At 74.1% G+C, this 20,370-nt stretch carries 19 protein-coding genes; 4 read left to right on the top strand and 15 right to left on the bottom strand.

Annotated features, from left to right (window positions below):
• The first annotated feature begins 109 nt into the window (after nucleotides 1-109).
• The 4 genes from ACH4NX_RS11715 to ACH4NX_RS11700 all read left to right on the top strand — a co-directional run bounded on the left by ACH4NX_RS11715 (nucleotide 110) and on the right by ACH4NX_RS11700 (nucleotide 4,353).
• On the top strand, nucleotides 110-715 hold the full coding sequence (locus ACH4NX_RS11715; protein ID WP_398127865.1) for a phosphoribosylanthranilate isomerase: 606 nt from the start codon (nucleotides 110-112) through the stop codon (nucleotides 713-715).
• A 251-nt stretch (nucleotides 716-966) separates the two neighbouring features.
• Complete coding sequence (locus ACH4NX_RS11710; RefSeq protein WP_351396342.1) at nucleotides 967-2,379, top strand: phenylacetate--CoA ligase family protein; 1,413 nt, start codon at nucleotides 967-969, stop codon at nucleotides 2,377-2,379.
• Nucleotides 2,376-3,095: a hypothetical protein gene (locus tag ACH4NX_RS11705; RefSeq protein ID WP_351396339.1), complete on the top strand. Its 720-nt coding sequence runs from the start codon at nucleotides 2,376-2,378 to the stop codon at nucleotides 3,093-3,095. The genes ACH4NX_RS11710 and ACH4NX_RS11705 overlap by 4 nt, the downstream gene beginning before the upstream one ends.
• Entirely contained in the window at nucleotides 3,085-4,353 is a 1,269-nt protein-coding gene (locus ACH4NX_RS11700) for an amidohydrolase family protein (RefSeq protein WP_351396336.1), read from the top strand. The genes ACH4NX_RS11705 and ACH4NX_RS11700 overlap by 11 nt, the downstream gene beginning before the upstream one ends.
• A 62-nt stretch (nucleotides 4,354-4,415) precedes the next feature.
• Here the strand turns inward: ACH4NX_RS11700 and ACH4NX_RS11695 are convergent, their stop codons facing one another.
• The 15 genes from ACH4NX_RS11695 to ACH4NX_RS11625 all read right to left on the bottom strand — a co-directional run bounded on the left by ACH4NX_RS11695 (nucleotide 4,416) and on the right by ACH4NX_RS11625 (nucleotide 20,276).
• The gene (locus ACH4NX_RS11695) at nucleotides 4,416-5,081 is read right to left on the bottom strand and encodes a flavodoxin family protein (protein ID WP_279560001.1); all 666 of its coding nucleotides are present in this window, start codon (nucleotides 5,079-5,081) and stop codon (nucleotides 4,416-4,418) included.
• The gene (locus ACH4NX_RS11690) at nucleotides 5,051-5,650 is read right to left on the bottom strand and encodes an anthranilate synthase component II (protein ID WP_398127866.1); all 600 of its coding nucleotides are present in this window, start codon (nucleotides 5,648-5,650) and stop codon (nucleotides 5,051-5,053) included. The genes ACH4NX_RS11695 and ACH4NX_RS11690 overlap by 31 nt, the downstream gene beginning before the upstream one ends.
• Nucleotides 5,647-7,140 carry an anthranilate synthase component I family protein gene (locus tag ACH4NX_RS11685; protein ID WP_351396330.1) on the bottom strand — a complete coding sequence of 498 codons (1,494 nt, stop codon included), beginning with the start codon at nucleotides 7,138-7,140 and terminating at the stop codon, nucleotides 5,647-5,649. Before ACH4NX_RS11685 ends, ACH4NX_RS11690 begins: the two co-directional genes overlap by 4 nt.
• Before the next feature lie 136 nt (nucleotides 7,141-7,276).
• Nucleotides 7,277-7,960, bottom strand: coding sequence for a phenylalanine--tRNA ligase beta subunit-related protein (locus ACH4NX_RS11680; protein WP_351396328.1), 684 nt, complete (start codon nucleotides 7,958-7,960; stop codon nucleotides 7,277-7,279).
• Nucleotides 7,957-9,270, bottom strand: a complete 1,314-nt coding sequence (locus ACH4NX_RS11675; RefSeq protein WP_398127867.1) for a Gfo/Idh/MocA family protein — start codon at nucleotides 9,268-9,270, stop codon at nucleotides 7,957-7,959. Before ACH4NX_RS11675 ends, ACH4NX_RS11680 begins: the two co-directional genes overlap by 4 nt.
• A gap of 56 nt (nucleotides 9,271-9,326) precedes the next feature.
• Complete coding sequence (locus ACH4NX_RS11670) at nucleotides 9,327-10,487, bottom strand: Ldh family oxidoreductase (protein WP_398127868.1); 1,161 nt, start codon at nucleotides 10,485-10,487, stop codon at nucleotides 9,327-9,329.
• Between the two features lie 46 nt (nucleotides 10,488-10,533).
• Complete coding sequence (locus ACH4NX_RS11665; protein WP_398127869.1) at nucleotides 10,534-11,847, bottom strand: M20/M25/M40 family metallo-hydrolase; 1,314 nt, start codon at nucleotides 11,845-11,847, stop codon at nucleotides 10,534-10,536.
• Entirely contained in the window at nucleotides 11,840-12,748 is a 909-nt protein-coding gene (locus ACH4NX_RS11660; RefSeq protein ID WP_351396322.1) for a sugar phosphate isomerase/epimerase family protein, read from the bottom strand. The genes ACH4NX_RS11665 and ACH4NX_RS11660 overlap by 8 nt, the downstream gene beginning before the upstream one ends.
• 5 nt (nucleotides 12,749-12,753) lie before the next feature.
• Nucleotides 12,754-13,878, bottom strand: coding sequence for a DegT/DnrJ/EryC1/StrS family aminotransferase (locus ACH4NX_RS11655; protein ID WP_351396319.1), 1,125 nt, complete (start codon nucleotides 13,876-13,878; stop codon nucleotides 12,754-12,756).
• Nucleotides 13,875-15,011, bottom strand: coding sequence for a DegT/DnrJ/EryC1/StrS family aminotransferase (locus ACH4NX_RS11650; RefSeq protein WP_351396317.1), 1,137 nt, complete (start codon nucleotides 15,009-15,011; stop codon nucleotides 13,875-13,877). Before ACH4NX_RS11650 ends, ACH4NX_RS11655 begins: the two co-directional genes overlap by 4 nt.
• Nucleotides 15,008-15,805 (bottom strand): tryptophan synthase subunit alpha, encoded by a 798-nt coding sequence (gene trpA / locus ACH4NX_RS11645; RefSeq protein ID WP_351396314.1) that lies wholly within the window; start codon nucleotides 15,803-15,805, stop codon nucleotides 15,008-15,010. Before trpA ends, ACH4NX_RS11650 begins: the two co-directional genes overlap by 4 nt.
• Complete coding sequence (gene trpB, locus ACH4NX_RS11640; RefSeq protein ID WP_361733962.1) at nucleotides 15,802-16,989, bottom strand: tryptophan synthase subunit beta; 1,188 nt, start codon at nucleotides 16,987-16,989, stop codon at nucleotides 15,802-15,804. Before trpB ends, trpA begins: the two co-directional genes overlap by 4 nt.
• The gene (locus ACH4NX_RS11635) at nucleotides 16,986-17,783 is read right to left on the bottom strand and encodes an indole-3-glycerol phosphate synthase TrpC (protein ID WP_351396308.1); all 798 of its coding nucleotides are present in this window, start codon (nucleotides 17,781-17,783) and stop codon (nucleotides 16,986-16,988) included. The genes trpB and ACH4NX_RS11635 overlap by 4 nt, the downstream gene beginning before the upstream one ends.
• Nucleotides 17,764-18,936, bottom strand: coding sequence for an anthranilate phosphoribosyltransferase (trpD, locus tag ACH4NX_RS11630; RefSeq protein ID WP_351396306.1), 1,173 nt, complete (start codon nucleotides 18,934-18,936; stop codon nucleotides 17,764-17,766). The genes ACH4NX_RS11635 and trpD overlap by 20 nt, the downstream gene beginning before the upstream one ends.
• Nucleotides 18,936-20,276 carry a nucleotide sugar dehydrogenase gene (locus ACH4NX_RS11625; protein WP_398127870.1) on the bottom strand — a complete coding sequence of 447 codons (1,341 nt, stop codon included), beginning with the start codon at nucleotides 20,274-20,276 and terminating at the stop codon, nucleotides 18,936-18,938. Before ACH4NX_RS11625 ends, trpD begins: the two co-directional genes overlap by 1 nt.
• Between the last annotated feature and the right edge of the window lie 94 nt (nucleotides 20,277-20,370).

Raw genomic sequence — 20,370 nt, 5'->3', positions numbered from 1 at the left:
CGAGAAGCGGTACGCGAGAAGGTACGAGAAACGGAGGGCGCCCCGGCTCCCGGCGCGGACGCGCGAGACCGCGGGCCGAAGGCTCCTCCCCGAACCCAAGGAGACGATCGTGTACGTCAAGGTGTGCGGGCTGAGCCGTGCCGAGGATGTGGCTGCCGCCGTCGACGCCGGTGCCGACGCGGTGGGGTTCGTCCTGACCCCCAGCCCCCGGCAGGTCGCCCCGGGCGCGGCGAAGGCCCTGGCCGCCGCGGTACCGGACGGGGTCGCCACGGTCGCCGTGTTCCGCGGGGAGCCGCTCGCGGAGATCCGGCGGGCGGCCGCCGAGGCGGGTGTGACCACCGTGCAACTGCACGGCGGGGAGCGGCCCGAGGCGTTCGCCGCGCTGCGCGCCGACGGGTTCCGGCTGATCCGGGCCACCTCCCCGCAGTCCGGGACACCGCTTCGGACGGGGGCGTACGGCGAGGACCTGCTCATCGTGGACTCCCCCCGGCCCGGCTCCGGGGAGCGCTGGGACCCGGCCGTCCTCGGCGCCGGCCTCGGCGGGGCATGGCTGCTGGCGGGCGGGCTGGACCCGGACAACGTCACCGAGGCCGTCGCGTCCCTCGACCCGCGCCCCTGGGGCGTGGACGTCTCCAGCGGCGTCGAGCGCTCGCGCGGGGTCAAGGACCCCGTGCTGATCAAGCGGTTCGTGACCGCGGCGAAGGCGGGAGGGTGACGACGGGAAGGTGACGACGGAAGGGGACCGGCGGAAAGGTGACGACGGCGGGGTCCCGGCCGCGTGACCTCGGCATCCGCCCCCCGGATGCCACCAAGAGCGAACCCGGTGTCTCTTAAGGCTGATTGAGGGCACGGCGGCGCGGCCCGCAGTATCGGATGGCCGCTTCCCGGACGCGTACGGGCGCACCCAGGCCCGCCCTGGTGCACGGCACCTCGTCCACCGCATCCGCCGAACCACCTGGGGGAACCATGTGGCTGCCCACGTCCGGGAAGCACCAGGACTTCATCGACCGCTATCTGGCACTGCACGACCGCTACACCGCGGGCGAGCTAGACGAGGACGCCTGGCGCGCGTGGGCCGAGGCGCGGCTGCGCACGGTCGTCGCCCTCGCCCGGAAGGGCTCCCCCTTCTACGGCCGGCGTCTGGCCGGTGTGGACGCCGACGGGCTCACCCTGGAGAACCTGACGCGGCTCCCCTTCACCACGAAGGAGGACCTGCGTACGGCCATGCACGACATCCTCAGCCGCGACCTCGACGAGGCCTGCTTCTACTACGAGACGACCGGCACCACCGGCCCGGCCACCCCCTGCCCCCGTGACCCGCGCGAGGTGATCGCCTCCAACGCCCATGTGACGGAGAGCTGGCGGAACATCTTCGCCGACGTCTTCGGCGGCCGGCCCCCGCGGGTCGGCGTGATGGGCCCCACCGAGGTGCACTCGCTCGGCGACACCCTCGGCGACGTGGCCCGCAACGTGGGCTCGGCCGTCGCCAAGATCTGGCCGTACTCCCCGGTCATCGGCTTCCCCAAGGCGTTGCAGCTGATGCGGGACCTCGCCCTGGACGTGGTGTTCTGCACCCCGAACGTGGCACTCTCCCTGGCCAAGGCCGCACACGCCGAGGGCCTCGACCCGCGCCGGGACTTCGCCGTCAAGGTCTTCCTGGTCACCGGCGAGATGTGCACCCCCGACCTGGCCCGGCAGATCGACCAGGCCTGGAACGCCCGCACCTACAACGCCCTCTACGGCGCCCAGGAGACGCTGGTCGTCGCCTCCGCCTGCGCCCGCGGCCGGCTCCACCTGGCCCGGCCCAACTACATCGCCGAGCTGGTCGACCCGGACACCGGCGCGTCCCTCGGCTCCGAGGGCAGTGGCGAACTGGTCGTCACCATGCTGGTCGACGGCATCAAGCCGCTGATCCGCTACCGCACCGGCGACCTGGTCGAGATCTCCGCGAACGACTGCGGCTGCGGCATCCGCGGCCCCGTCGTCCGGGTCGTCGGCCGCACCCGCGACCGGATCGTCCTCGGCGGCCGGAGCTTCCAGGCCTGGCAGGTCGAGCAGGCCGTACTGCGGGGCATCGACCACTCCTTCGGCTACCAGGTGGTCATCGACCGGGACTCGGCCGGCGAGGACCTTCTCGTCGTCCGCCTCGACCTGCCCGGCGGGCCCGCCCGCGCGTCGGGCAGCGGTCACGCGGAGCGCGTCGCCGCCACCCTCGGGGTGCGCTGCCGGGTGGAGTTCCTCGACGAGCTGGACCCGGTGACCACCACCGGCGCCTTCGTCAGCTGGAAGGCCGCGCGGATCCAGGACCGGCGCACCGGGGTCGATCACGAGACGGCCGCCGCCCGCCGGCTCGCCGGGTCCAGGGCGCGCGGCGCATGACCGAATACGCGCTGCGTCCCCGGGCCACCGACGGCCCCGCCGACCAGACACCGTTTCCCATCCTCTGGGAGCCCGCCCGCATCCCGCACTCGCCGCTGCTGCGCCCGGGCGACCTGCGCATCGGCACCCTCGGCCCGGACGGCACCACCTCCATGGTCGCCCTCGGCCGGCTCGCGCACCGGCTCGCCCATCTCGGCGGCCCGGTCGTGCACGCCGTGCCGTACGACTCCTTCGAGGAACTGCTGGCCGCCGTCGGCACCCCCTCGGGTCCCCCGTACGCCCTGGTCCCCGGGGCCGCCGAGTGCGCCACCCGGTTCTTCTGGTCACCGCGGCTGCGGCTGGACGCCACGTTCTCCTCGTCCACCCCCGACTACGGGATCGCCGCCCGCGGGCCGCGGCTGCGCGAGGGCGTCCTACGGCTGGCCACCCTGCGCGAGACCCGGCGGCTGGTGGAGCTGCTCGACGGCCTCGAGGGCGGTCGCGGCGACTACGACATCGCCTGGGTGCCCGCCGAGTCCACCATGCACGCCGCCCGGCTGGCCGCCGAGGGCCAGGCGGACGCGGCCATCACCAACGAACCCGGCCGGGTCGCCAACCGGCTGGTCTTCCAGGTCTCGCGGCCGGGCGTCCCCATGGTGTGGATGGTCTTCGGGCCCGCCGTCGTGAACCAGCCCGCTCCCGCCTCCGTCGAAGGAACCGAACCCCATGAGCGCTGACCGCCTGCTGCTGCACGACGTCACCGTCCAGGAGGGCCGGGGCCGCGCCTCGCTGCCCGCCCGCTCCGTGCTGCTCGCCGGGGACCGCGTCGAGGCCGTCGTGCCGGCCGCCGAGGCGCCCTCCGAGGGCGACTTCCGCCGCTGGGACCTGGCCGGGGCGACCGTCATGCCGGGCATGACCCTGGGCCACACCCACATCGCGTACGTCAACGTCACCAACGGCCGCGAGACCCTCTTCAAGTACCGGGTCCCCGAGGTCGCCCTGCACGCCGCGCGGCACGCGGCGGACCTGCTCGCCTGCGGCTACACCGCGTTCGTCGGAGCCGGGTCGGTGGCCGGGATCGACATGGCGCTGAAGAACACCATCGAGGCCGGTGTCATCCCCGGCCCGCGCGTCACGCCGTGCAGCCGGGACCTGATGGTGTCGGGCCCGCCCGACCGGCGCAGCCCCGAGCTGAGGAAGCGGATGCCGCGCGAGCTGATGCCGGTGGTGGACGTCCTCGGCGACCTGGTGAAGTACACCGAGGAGGAGATCGACGAGGGCGCCGAGATCATCAAGGTCTTCTCCTCCGGCGACGACACCTTCCCCAACGCCCGCTCCGAGGAACTGCTCTTCAGCCGGGAAGAGCTGAGCCAGGTGGTGCGGACCGCCCACGGACGCGGAGCCCGGGTACGGGCCCACTCCCGGGGCCTCGACGGCATCCGCAACGCGCTCGCCGCCGGTGTCGACGTCATCGACCACGCCACCTACGCCGACGACGAGGCGCTGGAGACGATCGCCGAGCGGGGTGTGTTCGTGGTGCCGAGCCTCTTCCAGCCCGACCGGCTGCTCGCCCTGGGCGAGAGGTTCGGCAAGGCCCCGGACTACCTGGAGTCGCTGGACTTCCACAAGGAGATCGCGAACACCCTGCGCTTCCTGCCGATGGCGGAGGACCTCGGCCTGAAGATCGTGCCGGGCGACGACTTCGGCTTCGCGTGGACCCCTCACGGCACCTACGCCGACGAGCTGGTGATGTACGTCGAGCGGGCCGGGATCGCGCCGGAGACCGTCCTGAAGTGGGCCTGCGCCCACGGGGCTCAGCTGGCCGGACGCGGCCGGGACGCCGGGGTGGTGGCGCCGGGCCGCCTCGCCGACCTGGTGGTGTGGGACCGCGACCCGGCGGCGGACCTCAGGGTGCTCCAGGACCGCGGCGCGCTGCGGTCGGTGCTGATCGGCGGCCGGCACGTGGCGGGCCCGGTGGCACCGCCCGCCGGCTGAAACGGGCCCTCCCGCAGGGCCCTCCCGCAGGGCCCTCCCGCAGGGCCCTCCCGCAGGGCCGCTCACCCCACCGGGGCGAGCGGCCCGGTCCGTTCGTTGCGCGGCAGCGACAGCAGCCGCGCGGTGTCCTCACGCCCGCCGTGCGGCAGCAGCATGATCCGCAGCATGTCGACCATACGGTCGATCAGCGCCCGGGCGGCCGCGAGCCCCTCGTGGTCCTCCTCCGGCGCGAACTGGTCGTGCACGAAGGCGGGGAAACCGCTGCCCGCCAGGATCATCCGGTTGAGCAGGACGTTGTCGATGAGCTGCCCGAAGACCCGGTCGTGGCTGTAGCGGCGCCCGGTGACGACGACACCGGCCACCTTGTTGGCCAGCGGACGGTCGAACCGCAGCCGTCCGACCCCCGCGCGCTCGATGAAGTTCTGCATCACGCCCGCCAGGCCGAACCCGTGCACCGGCGCCGCGTACAGCACGCCGTCGGCCCGCACCAGTCGGTCCACCAGGGCGGGGACGTCGTCGTCCACCGCGCACGGCAACGGCCGGACATTGCAGTCGCCGCACGCCCCGCAGGGGGTGATGTCGTACTCGGCGAGCGGGATCGTGTCGATGTGGACGCCGTGTTCGGCGGCGGCCGCGGACAGGACGCGCAGCACCCGCGCGGTGAGTCCGTCGGGCCGCTCGGAGCCGTTCAGCGCGGCTATCGTCGCCCAGGGGCGGTGAGTGACCATCGCGATATCCCCTCCAGGAAGTTGTCGATGAACGCCAGTCCGTCGTGCGTGGTGATGCTCTCCGGGTGGAACTGCACGCCCTGGACGGGCAGCCTGCGGTGGCGCAGCGCCATCACGCAGCCGTCCTCGCGGGCCCGTGCCGTCACCTCGAGGCCGGCGGGCAGTGGCTCCGCGACGGCCAGCGAGTGGTAGCGGGTGACCTCCGTGCCGGGTGTCAGCCCCGCGAAGACGCCGGAGCCGTCGTGGTCGAGGCGGCTGGTCTTGCCGTGCAGCGGGCGCGCCGCCCGCTCGACCCGCCCGCCGTACGCCAGCCCGATCGCCTGGTGTCCCAGGCAGATCCCGAGCAGCGGGTACCGGCCGGCGAAGTGGCGTACCAGCTCCGGATGGCCGGAGTCGGCCGGGTGGCCGGGGCCGGGGCCGAGCACCACCGCGTCCGGGCGGCGGGCGGCGAGCTCGGCCGGGGAGTGGGCGTGCGCGGTGACGACGTCCGTGCGGGCGCCGCGTTCGCGCAGACAGTGGTCGACGAGGTGGGTGAAGCTGTCGCGCGCGTCGACCAGGAGGATCCTCATGCCGTCAGCCCCTCGCCGGTCAGCGCGGTGTACACCGCGCCCATCTTGATCAGCGTCTCGCGCCATTCGCCGTCGGCCGTGGAGTCGGCGACGACGCCGGCCGACGCCTGGAGCGTGTACGTCCGGGTGGCCGGGTCGTGCACGGCGGTACGGATGCACAGGGCGAACGTCGCGGCCTGTCCGCGGACGTCGATCAGTCCCAGCGCGCCCGCGTAGGCGCCGCGCGGCCGGTCCTCGATCTCCAGGATCAGCTCCATCGCGCGGATCTTGGGCGCACCCGTCATGGTGCCGGCGGGGAAGGTGGCGCGCAGCGCGGACCACACGTCGGCGCCCTCGGCCAGCTCGCCGCGGACCGTGGAGACCAGATGGTGCACGTGCGCGAAGCGCTCGACGGCCATCATGCGCTCGACCGCGAGGGTGCCGGGCACCGAGACCCGCGCCACGTCGTTGCGGCAGAGGTCGACCAGCATGATGTGCTCGGCGCGCTCCTTGGCGTCGGCGCGCAGCGCGGCCGCCCGGCGGGCGTCCTCGGCCGGTTCGCCGGCCCGCGCCGCGGTGCCGGCGATGGGCCGCATGGTCAGGCTCCGGCCCTCGATCCGCAGCAGCAGCTCGGGGCTGGCCCCGACCAGGCTGCGGCCCGCCCACGGGACCAGGTACATGTAGGGCGAGGGGTTGCTGTGCCGCAGCCGGCGGTAGGCGTCGAGGGCCGGCAGCGGTGTGGTGACGTGGATCTGGTGGCCGATCTGGATCTGGTAGACGTCGCCCGCGCGGATGTGCTCCAGGCAGTCCTCGACCCGGTCGGTGAACTCCCGGCGGCCGACGGTGCCGCGCACCGCGTCCGGCCGGGGAGCGGGCGGTACCGGGGCCGGCTCGTGGGGCAGGGCGCGCACCAGGGCGGTGAGGTCCGGGCCGAGCGCGCCCGGTCCGCCGAAGTCGGGGGCGTCGGCGTAGAGCTGGCAGGTCTCGCCGGTGTCCGGGTCGTACTGGACGACATGGCGGAAGACGGTGAGGGTGATCTCCGGGTCCCGTCCGGGGGCGTGCGGCGGGAGCCGTTCCAGATGCCAGGCGGCCTCGTAGCCGAAGACGCCGAGGAATCCGAAGGCGTACGAGCCCGGCGGTACGTCGGTCTCCACGGCGAACGCCCCGCCCAGCGCCCGCAGCAGCTCCCGCACGCCGCCGTCGGCCGCCCGGTCGGTGACCGCGCGCAGCCTCTCCGCCAGTTCGGGCACCCCGTCCACGAGGGCCTGCCCGTCGCGCACGGTGATCCGGGCCAGTACCTCGGCGCCGACCGCGGCGAAGCGGCAGTCCTCGGCGGGGCCGGCCAGGCTCTCGAACAGGAACACCTGGTCCTCGCCGAGCAGCCGGCGCAGCTCGGTGCCGAGGGTGAGCGGGGCGTGCGGTGGCAGCGCTGTGCGTGCCACGGTCACCCGCAGGGGCGCGGTGTCCGCCCGGGGCGGTGCCGCGACGGGCGCGACGGCGGTCATGGTCATCGTGGGTGGTCCCTCTTCGCTCCGTGAGTCGATCAGCGGCGTGGTGCCAGCCAACCAACAGCACGTCCCCCCACAGCAGTCCACTGTCCCGGCGCACCGGCGTACCACTTCCCGCGCGCCGCCGCGGTCCCGGGGCTCAGCCCGCGGCGGACAGCAGCCCGGCCGCCTCCAGCAGCGCGTCCCGGCACCCGTCCTCGCTCACGCCCGGGACCGCGCAGGCGAGCAGCAGCACCCGCCGGGTCCGCGCGGTGACCGCCTGCCGCACCCCGTCCCGGTGCGCGAAGAGCGACAGCACCCGCTCCTCGTCGGCGAGCACCGCCCGGCCCGCCTCCAGGACCACCGGCTGGTCCGCGCCGATCGCGAGGAACTCCTCGGTGCCGTCGGTGAGCCGCAGCCGCACCCCGCCCGCCAGCTGGTCCCGGTCGAAGAGGCCGAGCGCGACGCGGGTGTGTACGGCCGCCGCGTTGACCGCGTCGACGGCCGGGTTGATCCGCGGCCGGGCGCCGAGTGGTTTGCCCCGCAGTCCCCGGTCGATCAGGGCCTGCACGGACGGCGGCTGCTTGTCGGGGTGGCTGCCGAGCCGCCGGCTCAGTTCCCGGTAGGCGGCGACCCGCGGATCGGCCCGCACCTCGGCTCTGCTCGCACCGTTCCACCGGGCGTGGGCCTCGGCCCACACCGCGTCGGCCGGTGCGACGCCGCCCTCGGGGAGCTCCGCCTCCAGGGTCAGCACCTGCACCCCGGGCATCAGCTCCCGGGCCCCGGGCGCCACGTCGATCATGCGGAACTCCGCGCTGCGGTACAGGGGTCGGGACGGGTTCATCGGGTGCCTCCGGAGAAGGTGAGGGTGTCGGTGGGGCGCAGGTTCAGGTCCTCGGCGGTGAGGACGCGGTCGGTGTCTATGAGGATGTTGTAGTGGTTCGGCGCGTGGCACTCGTCGAATCCGGCCACCCGTCCGATCGGCCCGCCCGGGCCCGTCACCATGTCCCCGCGCTCGATCACCAGGCCCGCGGGGAACTCGGCGAAGCCGATGAACCCCACCCGGTCGACCCGGTCCCCGGGGGCGGTGGGCCGGTCGGTGGTGGTGACCAGCTCGTGCACGTCGCCTGCCCTCACACACCGCGACCGCCACTGCGAGAGCCGCATCCCGCGGTCCGCACGCCGGTGGAACAGCAGTTTCACGAGGTGGGCCGAGGCCGGGTCCTTGACCGGCATCCGCATCCGCTCCTCGCGTGACCGGCCGATCCCGTACGCCCCCTCGACCAGGTCCACGATGTGCGGCCCCCGGTCCGGCTCGCTCCGGCCGTCCCGCACGGCCCGGTGGAAGTCCGCCATGATCCCCGCGTACTCGTGGTCCAGGGAGGACTTGAACTCCGTGAAACCGCCGAGCATGTCGGCGTGTACCCGCCTGCCGTCCTTCAGGTGCACCGTGATGTCCTTGCGCTCGCCCGTCTCCAGCGCCCAGTCCAGGTCCACCTGGACCGGGATGCCGTCCTCGGTGGCCAGTCGGAGGCCGGCGCAGAACTCGACCCCGGAGCGGACGTCGCCGAGGACGGCGTCGGTGAGCGTGAGCGGGCCCAGCACCGTCTCCAGCGCGTCCAGCGCGTTGGGCCCGTTGTCGATGACGCACCCGCCGCCGCAGCGGTCGATGTCCAGGTACCAGCCCTCGGCTCCGGAGTGCTCCTCGATCCGCTCCTGGTAGCGGCTGGTGACGTGCGAGATCAGCTTGCGGTCCGGCAGCGCGGCGGCCAGCTGCCGCACATGGGTGTTGTAGCGGCGGTGGAAGGCGGTGAAGAGGGTGGCGCCGTGGGAGTCGGCGAGGCGCGTCAGACGGTGCGCGTCGGCGGCGACGACCGTCAGCGGCTTCTCGCAGCAGACGTGGACGCCGGCCCGTAGCGCGTCGCCCACGACCGGGGCGTGCGCGTGGTTGGGCAGAGTGATCACCACGCCGTCCACCAGGCCCGAGGCGAGCAGCTCGCGATGGTCGGTGAAGACGGCGGTCCGCGGATCGAATCCCGTGAGTTTGCCCGGGTCGAGGTCGCAGACCGCGGTCAGGCTCAGGTCCGGTGCCGCGTCGATGGCCCGCAGGAAGAAGGGGGCGATGACGCCCAGTCCGATCACTCCGATACGCATGGCCGCGGGGTCCTTTCCGGTCGTCGGGTCGGCTGCTGTGGTCGTCGCCGGCGGTGTCATGCCGCCCGGCCCTCGGGCACGCGTCCCAGGGGCGCGGATGCGGCCGGAACGGTCAGCCGCCGGTTCCGGTCGGTGAGCGGACCGGGCGCCGGTACGCCGAGCCGGCCGGCCAGCGCCGCCAGGCCCTCGGCGACCGGGCCCGGCAGCTCCACGCCGCCGCGCCGCGACTCCTCGTACCGCCTGGCCTCGGGGGCTCCGGGGTAGGTGACGGTGTCGGCGTAGGCGGCGGCCGGGGAGCCCGCCACGGTGTCCAGCAGGGTGCGGCTCTCGGCGGCGATGGCCGTCGCCGAGCCGAACGCCGACGGGTCGATCACGATCGCGGTGTGCCCCACGTTGTCGTCCCCCGCGGGCTCGCCCTTCAGCACGCCGGGCCGGGGGCCGTAGGCGGCGCCGGTGAGCGGACCGCACAGGAGGTCGACCAGGAGGGCGAGGCCGAAGCCCTTGGCGCCGCCGGTCGCCGCCGGGCCGCCCAGCCAGGCGACGTCCGCCTCCTCGGCCATGAAGTCGGCCGGATCGGAGGTGGGGGTGCCGTCGTGCCGGACCAGCCACTCACTGGGCACCGGCCGTCCCTCCTTGTGGGCGGCCTTGATCTTGCCGGTGGCGACCACCGTGGTGCTCATGTCGAGGACGAACGGCGCGCCCTCGGTCACCGGGACGGCCGCGCTCAGCGGGTTGGTGCCGAGCATCCGCACGGTGCCGCCCAGCGGCGGTGCGACGCCCTGGGCACCGCAGTTGGTCATCGCCAGGCCGATCAGACCGGCGTTCGCGGCCTTGTGCGTGTAGAAGCCGGCACTGCCGAAATGGGTGCTGTTGCGGACGGCGACCATGCCGATGCCGTTCTGGCGTGCCTTGTCCATGGCGAGGTCCATGGCGAGGTCCATGGTGACCAGCCCGAGCCCGCGGTCGCCGTCCAGCAGGGCGGCCCCGGCGGTCTCCTGGACGACGCGCGGGACGGCGCCGGCGGCGATCCTGCCGTCGAGCAGGCGGGGGGCGTAGATGTTCACCAGCCCGTTGGTGCCGTGGGTGGTGAAGCCGTGCGCGTCGGCGTAGGTGATCACGTCGGCGGCGGTGCGGGCGGACGCGCTGTCCAGACCGCACTCCCCCAGGACGCGCTGGACGAAGGAGGTGAGCTCGGCGAGGGGAACACGAACGGTCATGACGGGGGCCTTCTCTCCGGGAGCGGTGGCGGTGGTGAGCGAGGGTTCAGGCGGTACGGGCGGCGAAGGTGTGCACCAGTTCCTTGACGCGCAGGGCGTAGGCGTCCAGGTCGTCCAGGTCCACGAACTCGGCAGGGGTGTGCGCCCCGTTGGCGTCCAGCCGGCCCGGGCCGCAGACCGCGACGTAGCGGCCGGGGCCCGGGGCCCAGATGGCGTCGCAGGTGAAGGCGGAACCGTCGGCGAGACCGTCGTGCCGGGTGAAGCCGGCCTCCGTCAGCATCCCTTCGGCCTCCGGGTCGCGGTTGCGCAGGGTGGGCAGGCCCTGCTTCAGCCAGTCCAGGCGGACGATCCGCTGCCAGTCCTTCACGGTGCGCCGGGCGAACGGGTCGTGCGCGTGGGCCTGGGCGAACTCGGCGCGCGCCTCCTCCAGCAGCACCCCCAGCGCGGCGGCCAGCAGTTCGGCCTGCTCGGTGTCCGGGTAGGCGATGTTGAGGAGCAGCCGGCCACCGCCGTAGACCCGGTTGTGCGCGGTGCCCGTGTGCAGCCCCGCGACGCAGAGCTTGGCGCCCATGCCGTGGGCCAGCGGGCCGAGCCGGCGGGCCAGGAAGTCGGCGAGAAACCCGAGCACCACGGTGGCGTTGTGGCCGTCCCCCGGGTGGTCGTCGGTGGAGTCCTCGCCGAGCACCGTGATCCGCGGGGTCATCGCGGCCGTGCAGCCGTCCATGAAGGTGTTGCCGGTGGGCTCGGCGAAGACCATCAGCCGCCCGGTGTACCCGGCGTCGACGAGGGCGCGGGTGCCGTACGTGCCCATCGCGCCGCCCTCCTCGCCGGGTACGGAGGCGACCTGCACCTCGATCCGGCCGTCGAGCCCCGGGTCCTCGGCGAAGGCGGCGGCGACACCGACCGCGGCGGCGATCCCCGGGCCCTTGTCGTCGACGGCGCCCCGGCCGTGCAGGACGCGTCCCTCCAGGCGCGGCGGGACGTGCGGGCCGACCGTGTCCACATGGAAGTTGACGACCATGCGCCGCTCCTGCGGCTGCGGGGACCCCCAGGCGGCCACCACCGAGGGCTGGCCGGACAGGAAGGCGGGCAGGTCCCGCTCGGCGGCCTCGCGCACCGGCGCCGGCACCTCGGGGCGCCGCAGCAGCTGGGGGGCGGGGGTCTGGTGCAGCACGGTGCGGAAGCCGCGCTCGGCGGCACCGGCCAGGAAGACCCGCTGGGCGCGGGCCGCCCCGTCCAGCGGGCCGCCCTCCAGCGGCGAGACGGAGTCGACGGCCATCAGCTCGGTCAGCCACTCCACGTCGGCCGCGGTGAGACAGGTGCCGGTGCCGGTGCGGGTGGTCCTGGTCCACTCAGCCATGGTGGCTCTCCTCCCAGTACAGGTGGTTCACCGAGGACTCGATGTCCAGCAGGGCGCACAGGCGCCGGGTGTACTCCCGGAACCCGTCGGCGAGGGCGGCGGGGTCGCCGGCCACGCCCAGGTGCGGGATGCGGTCCAGATGCGGTTCGAGGCTGTAGTGGCCGCGGTAGCCGTACTCCTCCAGCAGCCGTACGCAGTCGGCGACCCGGGCCGTGCCCGCGCCCGGCATGGTGAACTCGGCCGTGCCGTCGGGGCGTACCACCCCGTCCTTCAGGTGCACGTGCTCCACCCACGGCAGCACCCGGCCCAGGAACTCCATCGCCTCGTAGCCGTAGGCCAGTCCGTTGCCGGTGTCGAAGAGCAGCCGCAGCCGGGGGCTCGCGACCTCCTCGAGCATGCGCAGGGTGTGCTCGGCGCTCCGGCCGCCCCAGCCCTGGCAGTTCTCGTGCAGCAGGGTCACGTCCAGACGCTCGGCCTCCCGCGCCAGCACCCGCATCCGGCGCAGCGACTCGGCGCGCCACTCGTGCTCCGGGCGGCCGTCGTTCGGGTACGACATGACGCGCAGCCGGTCGCAGCCGACCAGTGCGGCCACTTTGGCCGAGCGCTCCAGGACCGCCAGTTCGGTGTCCAGGTCGGTGGCGACCGTGGTGGACCAGGAGCCCACCGGGGTGTCCACGACCGGCACCCGCAGATCCGCCACGATGGTGCGCCGGGCCAGGTCGGCGGCCTCGCCCGGGGGCAGCTCGTGCAGTTGGCGGCCGTCGACGGTGCGCAGCTCCAGCGCTTTGAGACCCAGCTCGTGGTGGATCACCAGCTGGCCGGTCAGGTCCGGGGCGGCCTCGTCGCCGATGCCGCAGAGCCGGTCCGCGGTGATGTCCAGGGCGCCGGGGACCGCCCGCACCGCCCTCACCGTCCGGCCCGGTAGAAGTCGCGGACGGCGGCCACCACTCGCCCGGCCGCCCCCGGGTCCATGTCCGGGTGCAGCGGCAGCGCCAGCGCCTCCCGGCAGAGCCGCTCGGCGACCGGGAAGTCGCCCTCCCGGTGGCCGAGCGAGGCGAACGCGGGCTGCAGCGGGAGCGGGCGCGGATAGTAGACGGTCGTCCCGATGCCCTGGTCCGCCAGATGGGCGCGGAGCTCGTCGCGCCGCTGGGCGCGCACCACGTAGGTGTAGACGGCGCGCCCCTCGAAGCCGGCCGGCGGGGGCAGCAGCTGGGGCGCGAGCGGCCGCAGGCCCTCCTCGTAGCACTGGGCGATCTCCCGGCGGCGCTCCAGCAGCCCGTCCAGCCGGGACAGTTTGCGCAGCAGGAAGCCGGCCGTCAGCTCGTCCATCCGGCAGTTGAAGCCGAGCAGCTCGTGATAGAAGCGCTTGCCCGGCGGCTGGCCGTGGTTGCGCAGCATGCGGGCGGTGCGGGCGAGCTCCGGGTCGTCCGTGACGATCATCCCGGCGTCGCCGATGCCGCCGGCGGGCTTGGCGGGGAAGAAGGAGTACACCCCGGCGTGCCCGTGCCGGCCCGCGGGACGGCCGTCGACCTCGGCGCCGAGGGCGACGGCGCTGTCCTCGACCAGGTGCAGCCCCCGCCGGGCGGCGAGCGCGGCGAGGTCCGCCATGCGCGGGGAGCCGGTGAAGAGGTACGCCGGCAGCAGGGCCCGGGTGCGCTCGGTGACGGCGGCCTCGGCCGCGGCCGGGGCGAGCAGCCCCGTCTCGTACTCCACGTCGGCGAAGACCGGCCGGGCGCCGCGCAGGGCGACGGTGGAGGCGGTGGAGACGAAGGAGAACGCCGGGGTGACGACCTCGTCGCCGGGGCCGACGCCGAGCGCGGTCAGGATCACGGTCAGCGCGCCGGTGCCGTTGGCCACGGCGATGGCGTGGGCCGCGCCGGTGCGCCGGGCGACCTCCGCCTCCAGGCGCTCGACCCGGGACTTGAGGATGAACTCGTCGCTCTCGGCGACCTCGCGGAAGACCTCCACGATGTCGTCGGTCCAGTCGGCGAAGCGGGCGGGCCCGTCGTGGTACGGGATGGCGGTGGTCACGATGCGACTCCGTGGAAGGCGTGGACCAGCTTGGCGACGCGCTCGGCCTGCCGGTCGGTGAGGTCGGGATAGAGCGGCAGCGCCACGGCGCGGCGTGCGGCGGCCTCGGCGACCGGCACCGGGTGCCGGGAGCCGGGCAGCGGGGCGAGCAGCGGCTGCTCGGTCAGCGGACGCGGGTAGTAGGTCTCGGTGCCGACCCCGTGCGCGTCCAGGTACGCGACCAGCTCGTCGCGGCAGTCGCACTCGATCAGATAGACGTAGTAGACCGGGTTGCCGGGCGTCTTGGCCGGTGCCTGCCACGGTGTGGCGACCGCGGGGGCCAGCGGGGCCAGCAGCCGGTCGTACAGGGCGGCCAGCTCGGCGCGGCGCTCGATCTCCTCGCTCAGCCGCTCCAGGCGGTGCAGCAGGAACGCCGACTGCAGTTCGTCGCACCGGCTGTTGTAGCCGATCTCGTGGTGCAGGTAGTCGCCGTCCGTGTCCTGGCCGTGCTGGCGCAGCCTGCGGGCACTCGCGGCGATCTTGTCGTCGTCGGTGAGCAGCATGCCGGCGTCGCCGAGCGAGCCGAGGGTCTTGGTGGGGAAGAAGGAGAGCACTCCGCCGCTGCCCCACAGACCCGCGTGCACCCCGCCCGCCCGCATGTCGATGCCCTCGGCGCTGTCCTCCAGCAGCAGCAGCCCGTGCCGGTCGGCCAGGTCCTTCAGCACCTCCATGTCGGCCATCTGCGAGAAGAGGTGCACCGGCATGATCGCCTTGGTGCGCTCGGTGATCGCCTCCTCGGCGCGCCGCGGGTCCATCGCGTACGAGCCGGGAAGGACGTCCACCAGGACCGGCTCGGCGCCCACGTGCAGGACCGAGGACGCGGTGGCGAAGAAGGTGTACGCCGGGACGATCACCTCGTCGCCGGGTCCGACGCCGGCCGCCCGGAGCAGGATGACCAGCGCGTCGGTGCCGTTGGCCACGGCCACCGCGTGCCGTGCGCCGGTGCGCCGCGCGATCGCCTGCTCCAGCTCGGCGGTGACCGGGCCGGAGGTGAAGCGGCCGGAGGCGGCCACCCGGCGGATCCTGGCCTCCAGCGCCGGCCAGTCGCGGCGGGCGGAGGCGGCGCCGCTGAAGAACGGGATCGTGTCGTTCATCGGGTGGCCGCCTTCAGGGACGAGACGAGGGCGGTGGTGACCCGGCGGCGGTCGGCCGCGTCGCGGGCCGCGCCGATCGCCTGCAGCAGCGCGCTGCCCACGATCACGCCGTCCGTCTTGCCGTGCAGCGCCGCCACGTGCTCCGGGCGGGAGATGCCGAACCCGACGGCCGTGGGGGTGTCGCCGGCGCCCCGGACCCGCTCCAGGTAGGAGTCGATGCCCGAGGCCAGCTCCGAGCGGACGCCCGTCACGCCGTTCGCGGCGAGTACGTACACGAAGCCGCGGGAGGCGGCGGCCGCCGCCGCGACGCGCTCGGCCGAGCTGCCGGGCGCGGTGAAGAACGCCTGGCCCAGATCGGTGGCCTCGGCGTGGGCCAGCCACTCGGCGCCCTCGCCGACCGGCAGGTCGGGGACCACGAACCCGTCGGCGCCGGCCGAGCGGGCGTCGTCGTAGAGCTGGGTGAGCCCGTAGCGCAGGAAGGGGTTGCAGTACCCCATCAGCATGATCGGCACCTCGATGCCGCCGGCGCGTGCCTCGGCGACCAGGTCGAGGGTGGCGGCCGTGGTGGTGCCGGTGTCCAGCGCGGCCTGTCCGGCGGCCTGGATGACCGGCCCGTCACCCAGCGGGTCGGAGAACGGCACACCCAGCTCGATCACGTCGGCGCCCGCGTCCTGGGCGGCGCTCATCAGGCCGACGGTCTCGCCGAGCGAGGGGTAGCCGGAGGTGAGGTAGGCGACCAGGGTGGTCTCCTGCCTGGCCTGGTTGTCGCCGAAGGTCTGCTCGAGCCGTTTCATCGCGGGTTCTCCTCACGCTGCTCCAGGGCGGCCAGGGCGGACGTGAGGTCCTTGTCGCCACGGCCGGAGAGATTGACCAGGACGGTGCTGCCGGGCTCGCACTCGCGGGCCACCTTCAGGGCGCCGGCCACCGCGTGCGCGGACTCCAGGGCCGGGACGATGCCCTCGTGCGCGCTGAGCGCGACGAAGGCGTCCAGTGCCTCGTCGTCGGAGGCGGAGATGTACTCGACGGTGCCGGAGTCCTTGTAGTACGAGTGCTCCGGGCCCACGCCCGCGTAGTCGAGGCCGGGGGCGATGGAGTGGGTGAGCTGGATCTGGCCGTCGTCGTCCTGCAGCAGATAGGTGCGGGTGCCCTGGAGCACGCCCGGGTCGCCGTAGAGCAGCGGCGCCGCGTGTCCGCCCTGTCCGCCCTTGCCCTCGCCGGCCGCCTGTACGCCGACCAGGCGCACCGGGTCGTCGAGGAAGGCGCTGAACATGCCGGCCGCGTTGGAGCCCCCGCCGACACAGGCCACCACCACGTCGGGCAGTCGGCCGTTCTCGGCCAGGAACTGGGCCCGGGCCTCCTGGCCGATCACCGACTGGAAGGAGCGCACGATGGTGGGGAAGGGATGCGGGCCGACGACCGAGCCGAGCAGGTAGTGGGTGGTGTCGGGGTGGGCGATCCACTCGCGGATCGCGGCGTTGATGGCGTCCTTCAGGGTCGCGGTGCCCAGGTCCACCAGTTCGACCCTGGCCCCGAGCAGTTTCATCCGCTGCACGTTGGGCGCCTGCCGTTCGGCGTCGACCCGGCCCATGTAGACGGTGGCGTCCAGACCCAGGTAGGCGCAGGCCGCGGCCACGGCGACGCCGTGCTGTCCGGCGCCGGTCTCGGCGATGATGCGCTTCTTCCCCAGGCGCCGGGCGAGCAGCGCCTGCCCGATCGAGTTGTTGATCTTGTGGGCGCCGGTGTGGGTGAGGTCCTCGCGCTTGAGCCAGAGCTTGACGCCGTTCTCGGTGGCGCCCAGCCGGTGCAGTTCGGTGATCGGTGTGGGCCGCCCGACGAACATCTTGAGCAGCCGGTCGAGCTCCGCGGTGAACTCCGGGTCCGCCAGCGCTCGGTGGTACTCCAGCTCCAGTTCCTCGAGCGGACCCACCAGGGTCTCGGCGACGAACTGTCCGCCGTACTCGCCGAATCGGCCGTTCACGAGGCCACCTCCAGAATCGGGACCCCGGTGTACTGCCGCAGTCGGGCGGCGGGGTCGGGGCTGCTGAGCAGGGACTCGCCGATCAGCGCGGCGTCGAAGCCGTGCGCGGCGATGCGTTCGATGTCGGGGCGGCCGGCCAGGCCGCTCTCGCTGACCGTGAGCACGCCGCGCGGGATGTCGCGGCGCAGCCGGGCCGAGTTGTCCAGGTCGACCGCGAAGGTCCGCAGGTCCCGGTTGTTGATACCGACGACGCGGGCGCCGGCGTTGAGCGCCCGGTCCACCTCGTCCTCGGTGAAGGTCTCCACCAGCGCGTCGAGCCCCAGGCCGTGCGCGGTGGCCACCAGGTCGGCCAGCAGCGCGTCGTCCACGGCCCGGACGATCACCAGCACCGCGTCGGCGCCGCTGGCGTGGGCGAGCGTCACCTGGCGGGTGTCGACCAGGAAGTCCTTGAAGAGCACCGGTACGGTCACCGCCGGGTGCTCCGCCACGGAGCGGACCAGCTCGGGTGATCCGCCGAAGTACGGCGCGTCGCCCAGCACCGAGACGGCCGAGGCCCCTGCCTCGACGTACCGGACGGCGGTGGGTACGGCCCGCGAGAGGTCGAGCAGCCGGCCCTTGGACGGGGACATCGGCTTGATCTCGGCGATCACCGAGACGTCGCGGCCACCGAGCGCCGCCGCGAACCGGCCGGGTACGGCGGGCACCGACCGGCCCCGCGCGGCGGCGTCGGCCGCCGCGGGACCGCTCCACGCGGCACGTTTCGCGGCGACGATGTCATCGAGATGCATGGCCATGACGGCCCTCCTGGGGGGTCTGGGCGCGGACTCGGTCTCGGACGAGGTCTCGGACCCGTTCTCGGTCCCGGCCTCGGTTCTGGTCCTGGTCTCGGACCCGGCCCGGGTCTCGGTCTCGATCCCGGTCCCGGTCCCGGGCAAGGCGGTCGGCCAGCTCGGCCGGTGCTCCCTCACGGACCGCCTGCCGGGCCAGGGAGAGCGCGGCCGGGAGGTCCGGGGCGGTGCCGGCCAGTGACAGGACGGCCGCCGCGTTCAGCAGCACCATGTCGAGCAGCGGCGCCGCCGCCGTGCCCGCGAGGACCTCGCGGGCGAGGACGGCGTTGCGCGCCGGGCCGCCGCCCGCCAGCTCCGCCGGGCCCGCCGGACGCAGTGACAGCTGCGCGGGGTCGACGACGGACTCGGTGAGGGTCCCGCCGTCCACCTGGAGCACCCGCGCGGGGCCCGCGGTGGTCAGTTCGTCCATGCCGCCGAAGCCGTGGACGACCCAGGTCCGCCGGTGGCCGAGGAGACCGGCCGCCTCGGCCAGGACCTCCTGGTCCCGCCGGGTCGCGGTGCCGATCAGGCGGCCGGTGAGCGGCACCGGGTTGGCGAGCGGGCCGGAGAGGTTGAACAGGGATCGGAAGCCCAGCCGGCGCCGGACGGGTGCCAGCCGGCGCAACGCCGGATGGAGCGCGGGGGTGAAGAGGAACGCGAACCGGTGCTCGGCCAGCAGGGCCGGGATGCGCTCCCCGGCGTCGAGTTCGACACCGAGCTCCTCCAGCAGATCGGCGCTGCCGCACCGCGACGTCGCGGCCCGGTTGCCGGCCTTGGCGACGGTCGCCCCGGCGGCGGCGGCGACGAGCCCGGCCAGCGTGGAGATGTTGACCGAGCCGCTGCCGTCACCGCCGGTGCCGACCACATCGACCGCGGGCCCCGCCCAGGCGACCGGCCGGGCCACCGCGAGCACTGCCCGCACAGCGGCTGCCACGAGCTCCGGGCCCGCTCCGGTGACCGCCACAGCGGTCAGGAAGGCCGCGGCGTCCACCGGCTCCGTGGTCTCCCGCAGCAGCTCGGCCACCGCGTCCCCTGCCGCTTCGGGCGTCACCGTACGGCCCGCGACCACGTCGCGGGTGACCGCCGGCAGTGCCCGGTCGGCGAGCAGGGCCGCGGCCATCAGAGCACCGCCACATTGCTGGCCGCCGCGAGCTTGTTGTGGGTGTCGAGGACGACCGGCGGGATGCCCCACATGAGGTCCTGCTCCAGCCCCGGCACCGGGGTGACGAGCACCGCCGCGTCCTGCCGCGCCAGCTCCGGCGCCAGCCAGGGGGCCGCGGTGACCGGTTGGCCGTCCACCACGAGGTCCACGACCAGCGGGTCGTGGTACGAGACGACCGCGCCGGCCTCGCGCAGATGGCGGATCACGTCCAGCGCGGGCGCGTTGCGCAGATCGGCCACGCCGCTCTTGTAGCTGACGCCGACGACCAGCACCCGGGCGCCGCGCAGCGGGGAGCCGCGCTCGCCGATCAGCTCCGCGAGGCGTTCGACGACCTGCCGCGGCCGTCGCTCCACCCGCTCGTGCGCGGCGGCCACCAGCTCCATCGGGGTGCCGGCCTCGGCCGCGGCCTCGCGCAGGAAGTGCGGGTCGACCGGTATGCACTCGCCGCCCACGCCCGGTCCCGGATAGTGCGCGAGGAATCCGTAGGGCTTGGTGGAGGCGGCGTCGATCACCTCGCGGACCGGTATCCCCAGCTGGCGGCAGAGGTCCGAGAGCTCCAGCGTGAGACTGATGTTGACCAGCCGGAAGGTGTTCTCGAAGACCTTGGACAGCTCGGCGACCTCCGGGGTGCCCACCGGCACCACCGTCTCGCAGACCAGCCCGAAGAGGGCCGCCGCCCGCCGGGTGCACTCCTCGGTGAGACCGCCCACCACCTTCGGGGTGTTGGCCAGGTGCCAGCCGTTGGTGTTGGCGGGGTCGACCCGCTCCGGGGCCATCGCCATGTGGAAGTCGACGCCCTGCCGCAGGCCGCTGGCGCGGGCCAGCCGCTCGGCCGCGGCGGCCGTGGTGCCCGGCGGCACCGTGGACTGCAGGACCACCAGTGTCCCGCGGCGCAGCAGGGGCGCCACCGAGTCCACGGCGCGGTCGACGTAGTCCAGGTTGGCCCGCCGGTCGCCGGTGACCGGGGTCGGTACGCAGATGATCAGCACGTCCGAGCCGGCCAGCCGGGCGGCGTCGGTGGTGGCGCTCAGCCGGCCGGCTGCCGCGGCGAGTTCGGTGTCGGAGACATCCGGCAGGTAGGACTCCCCGCGGCCCACCTGGGCGACCCGCGCGGCGTCCGTGTCCAGTCCGCGGACCGGCAGCCCGGCCACGGCGAATCCGAGACCGAGAGGGAGACCGGTGTAACCGAGCCCCACGATTCCCACCCGCAGGGTCCGGCTCGCCAGCTTCTCGTCGAAGAGGGCCGCATCGCCCCGGAGTTGAGACGCGGGAGTGAGTACGCCCGTCATCGAATTCATTGGGTTCTCCCCTCGAAGTGCTATAAATAAGGGCCGTTGGCGTGATCCATTAGGCCAGTGGGAGCGAGGGGCCACCCAGACCACTGTGCGGGGG

Origin of the sequence: Streptomyces sp. NPDC017225, from assembly GCF_044331465.1 — a bacterium.
Lineage (GTDB): Bacteria > Actinomycetota > Actinomycetes > Streptomycetales > Streptomycetaceae > Streptomyces.
This window is presented reverse-complemented; position numbering and strand designations above follow the sequence as displayed.

What these genes read in the sequence shown, in the direction of transcription:
- ACH4NX_RS11710 (WP_351396342.1), top strand. Translation starts at nt 967, where the DNA reads ATGTGGCTGCCCACGTCCGGGAAGCACCAGGACTTCATCGACCGCTAT.
- ACH4NX_RS11685 (WP_351396330.1), bottom strand. Translation starts at nt 7,140, where the DNA reads ATGACCATGACCGCCGTCGCGCCCGTCGCGGCACCGCCCCGGGCGGAC.
- ACH4NX_RS11625 (WP_398127870.1), bottom strand. Translation starts at nt 20,276, where the DNA reads ATGAATTCGATGACGGGCGTACTCACTCCCGCGTCTCAACTCCGGGGC.
- ACH4NX_RS11635 (WP_351396308.1), bottom strand. Translation starts at nt 17,783, where the DNA reads ATGGCCATGCATCTCGATGACATCGTCGCCGCGAAACGTGCCGCGTGG.
- trpA (WP_351396314.1), bottom strand. Translation starts at nt 15,805, where the DNA reads ATGAAACGGCTCGAGCAGACCTTCGGCGACAACCAGGCCAGGCAGGAG.
- ACH4NX_RS11700 (WP_351396336.1), top strand. Translation starts at nt 3,085, where the DNA reads ATGAGCGCTGACCGCCTGCTGCTGCACGACGTCACCGTCCAGGAGGGC.
- ACH4NX_RS11650 (WP_351396317.1), bottom strand. Translation starts at nt 15,011, where the DNA reads ATGAACGACACGATCCCGTTCTTCAGCGGCGCCGCCTCCGCCCGCCGC.
- ACH4NX_RS11680 (WP_351396328.1), bottom strand. Translation starts at nt 7,960, where the DNA reads ATGAACCCGTCCCGACCCCTGTACCGCAGCGCGGAGTTCCGCATGATC.
- trpD (WP_351396306.1), bottom strand. Translation starts at nt 18,936, where the DNA reads ATGGCCGCGGCCCTGCTCGCCGACCGGGCACTGCCGGCGGTCACCCGC.
- ACH4NX_RS11705 (WP_351396339.1), top strand. Translation starts at nt 2,376, where the DNA reads ATGACCGAATACGCGCTGCGTCCCCGGGCCACCGACGGCCCCGCCGAC.
- ACH4NX_RS11670 (WP_398127868.1), bottom strand. Translation starts at nt 10,487, where the DNA reads ATGACCGTTCGTGTTCCCCTCGCCGAGCTCACCTCCTTCGTCCAGCGC.
- ACH4NX_RS11675 (WP_398127867.1), bottom strand. Translation starts at nt 9,270, where the DNA reads ATGCGTATCGGAGTGATCGGACTGGGCGTCATCGCCCCCTTCTTCCTG.
- ACH4NX_RS11695 (WP_279560001.1), bottom strand. Translation starts at nt 5,081, where the DNA reads ATGGTCACTCACCGCCCCTGGGCGACGATAGCCGCGCTGAACGGCTCC.
- ACH4NX_RS11690 (WP_398127866.1), bottom strand. Translation starts at nt 5,650, where the DNA reads ATGAGGATCCTCCTGGTCGACGCGCGCGACAGCTTCACCCACCTCGTC.
- ACH4NX_RS11665 (WP_398127869.1), bottom strand. Translation starts at nt 11,847, where the DNA reads ATGGCTGAGTGGACCAGGACCACCCGCACCGGCACCGGCACCTGTCTC.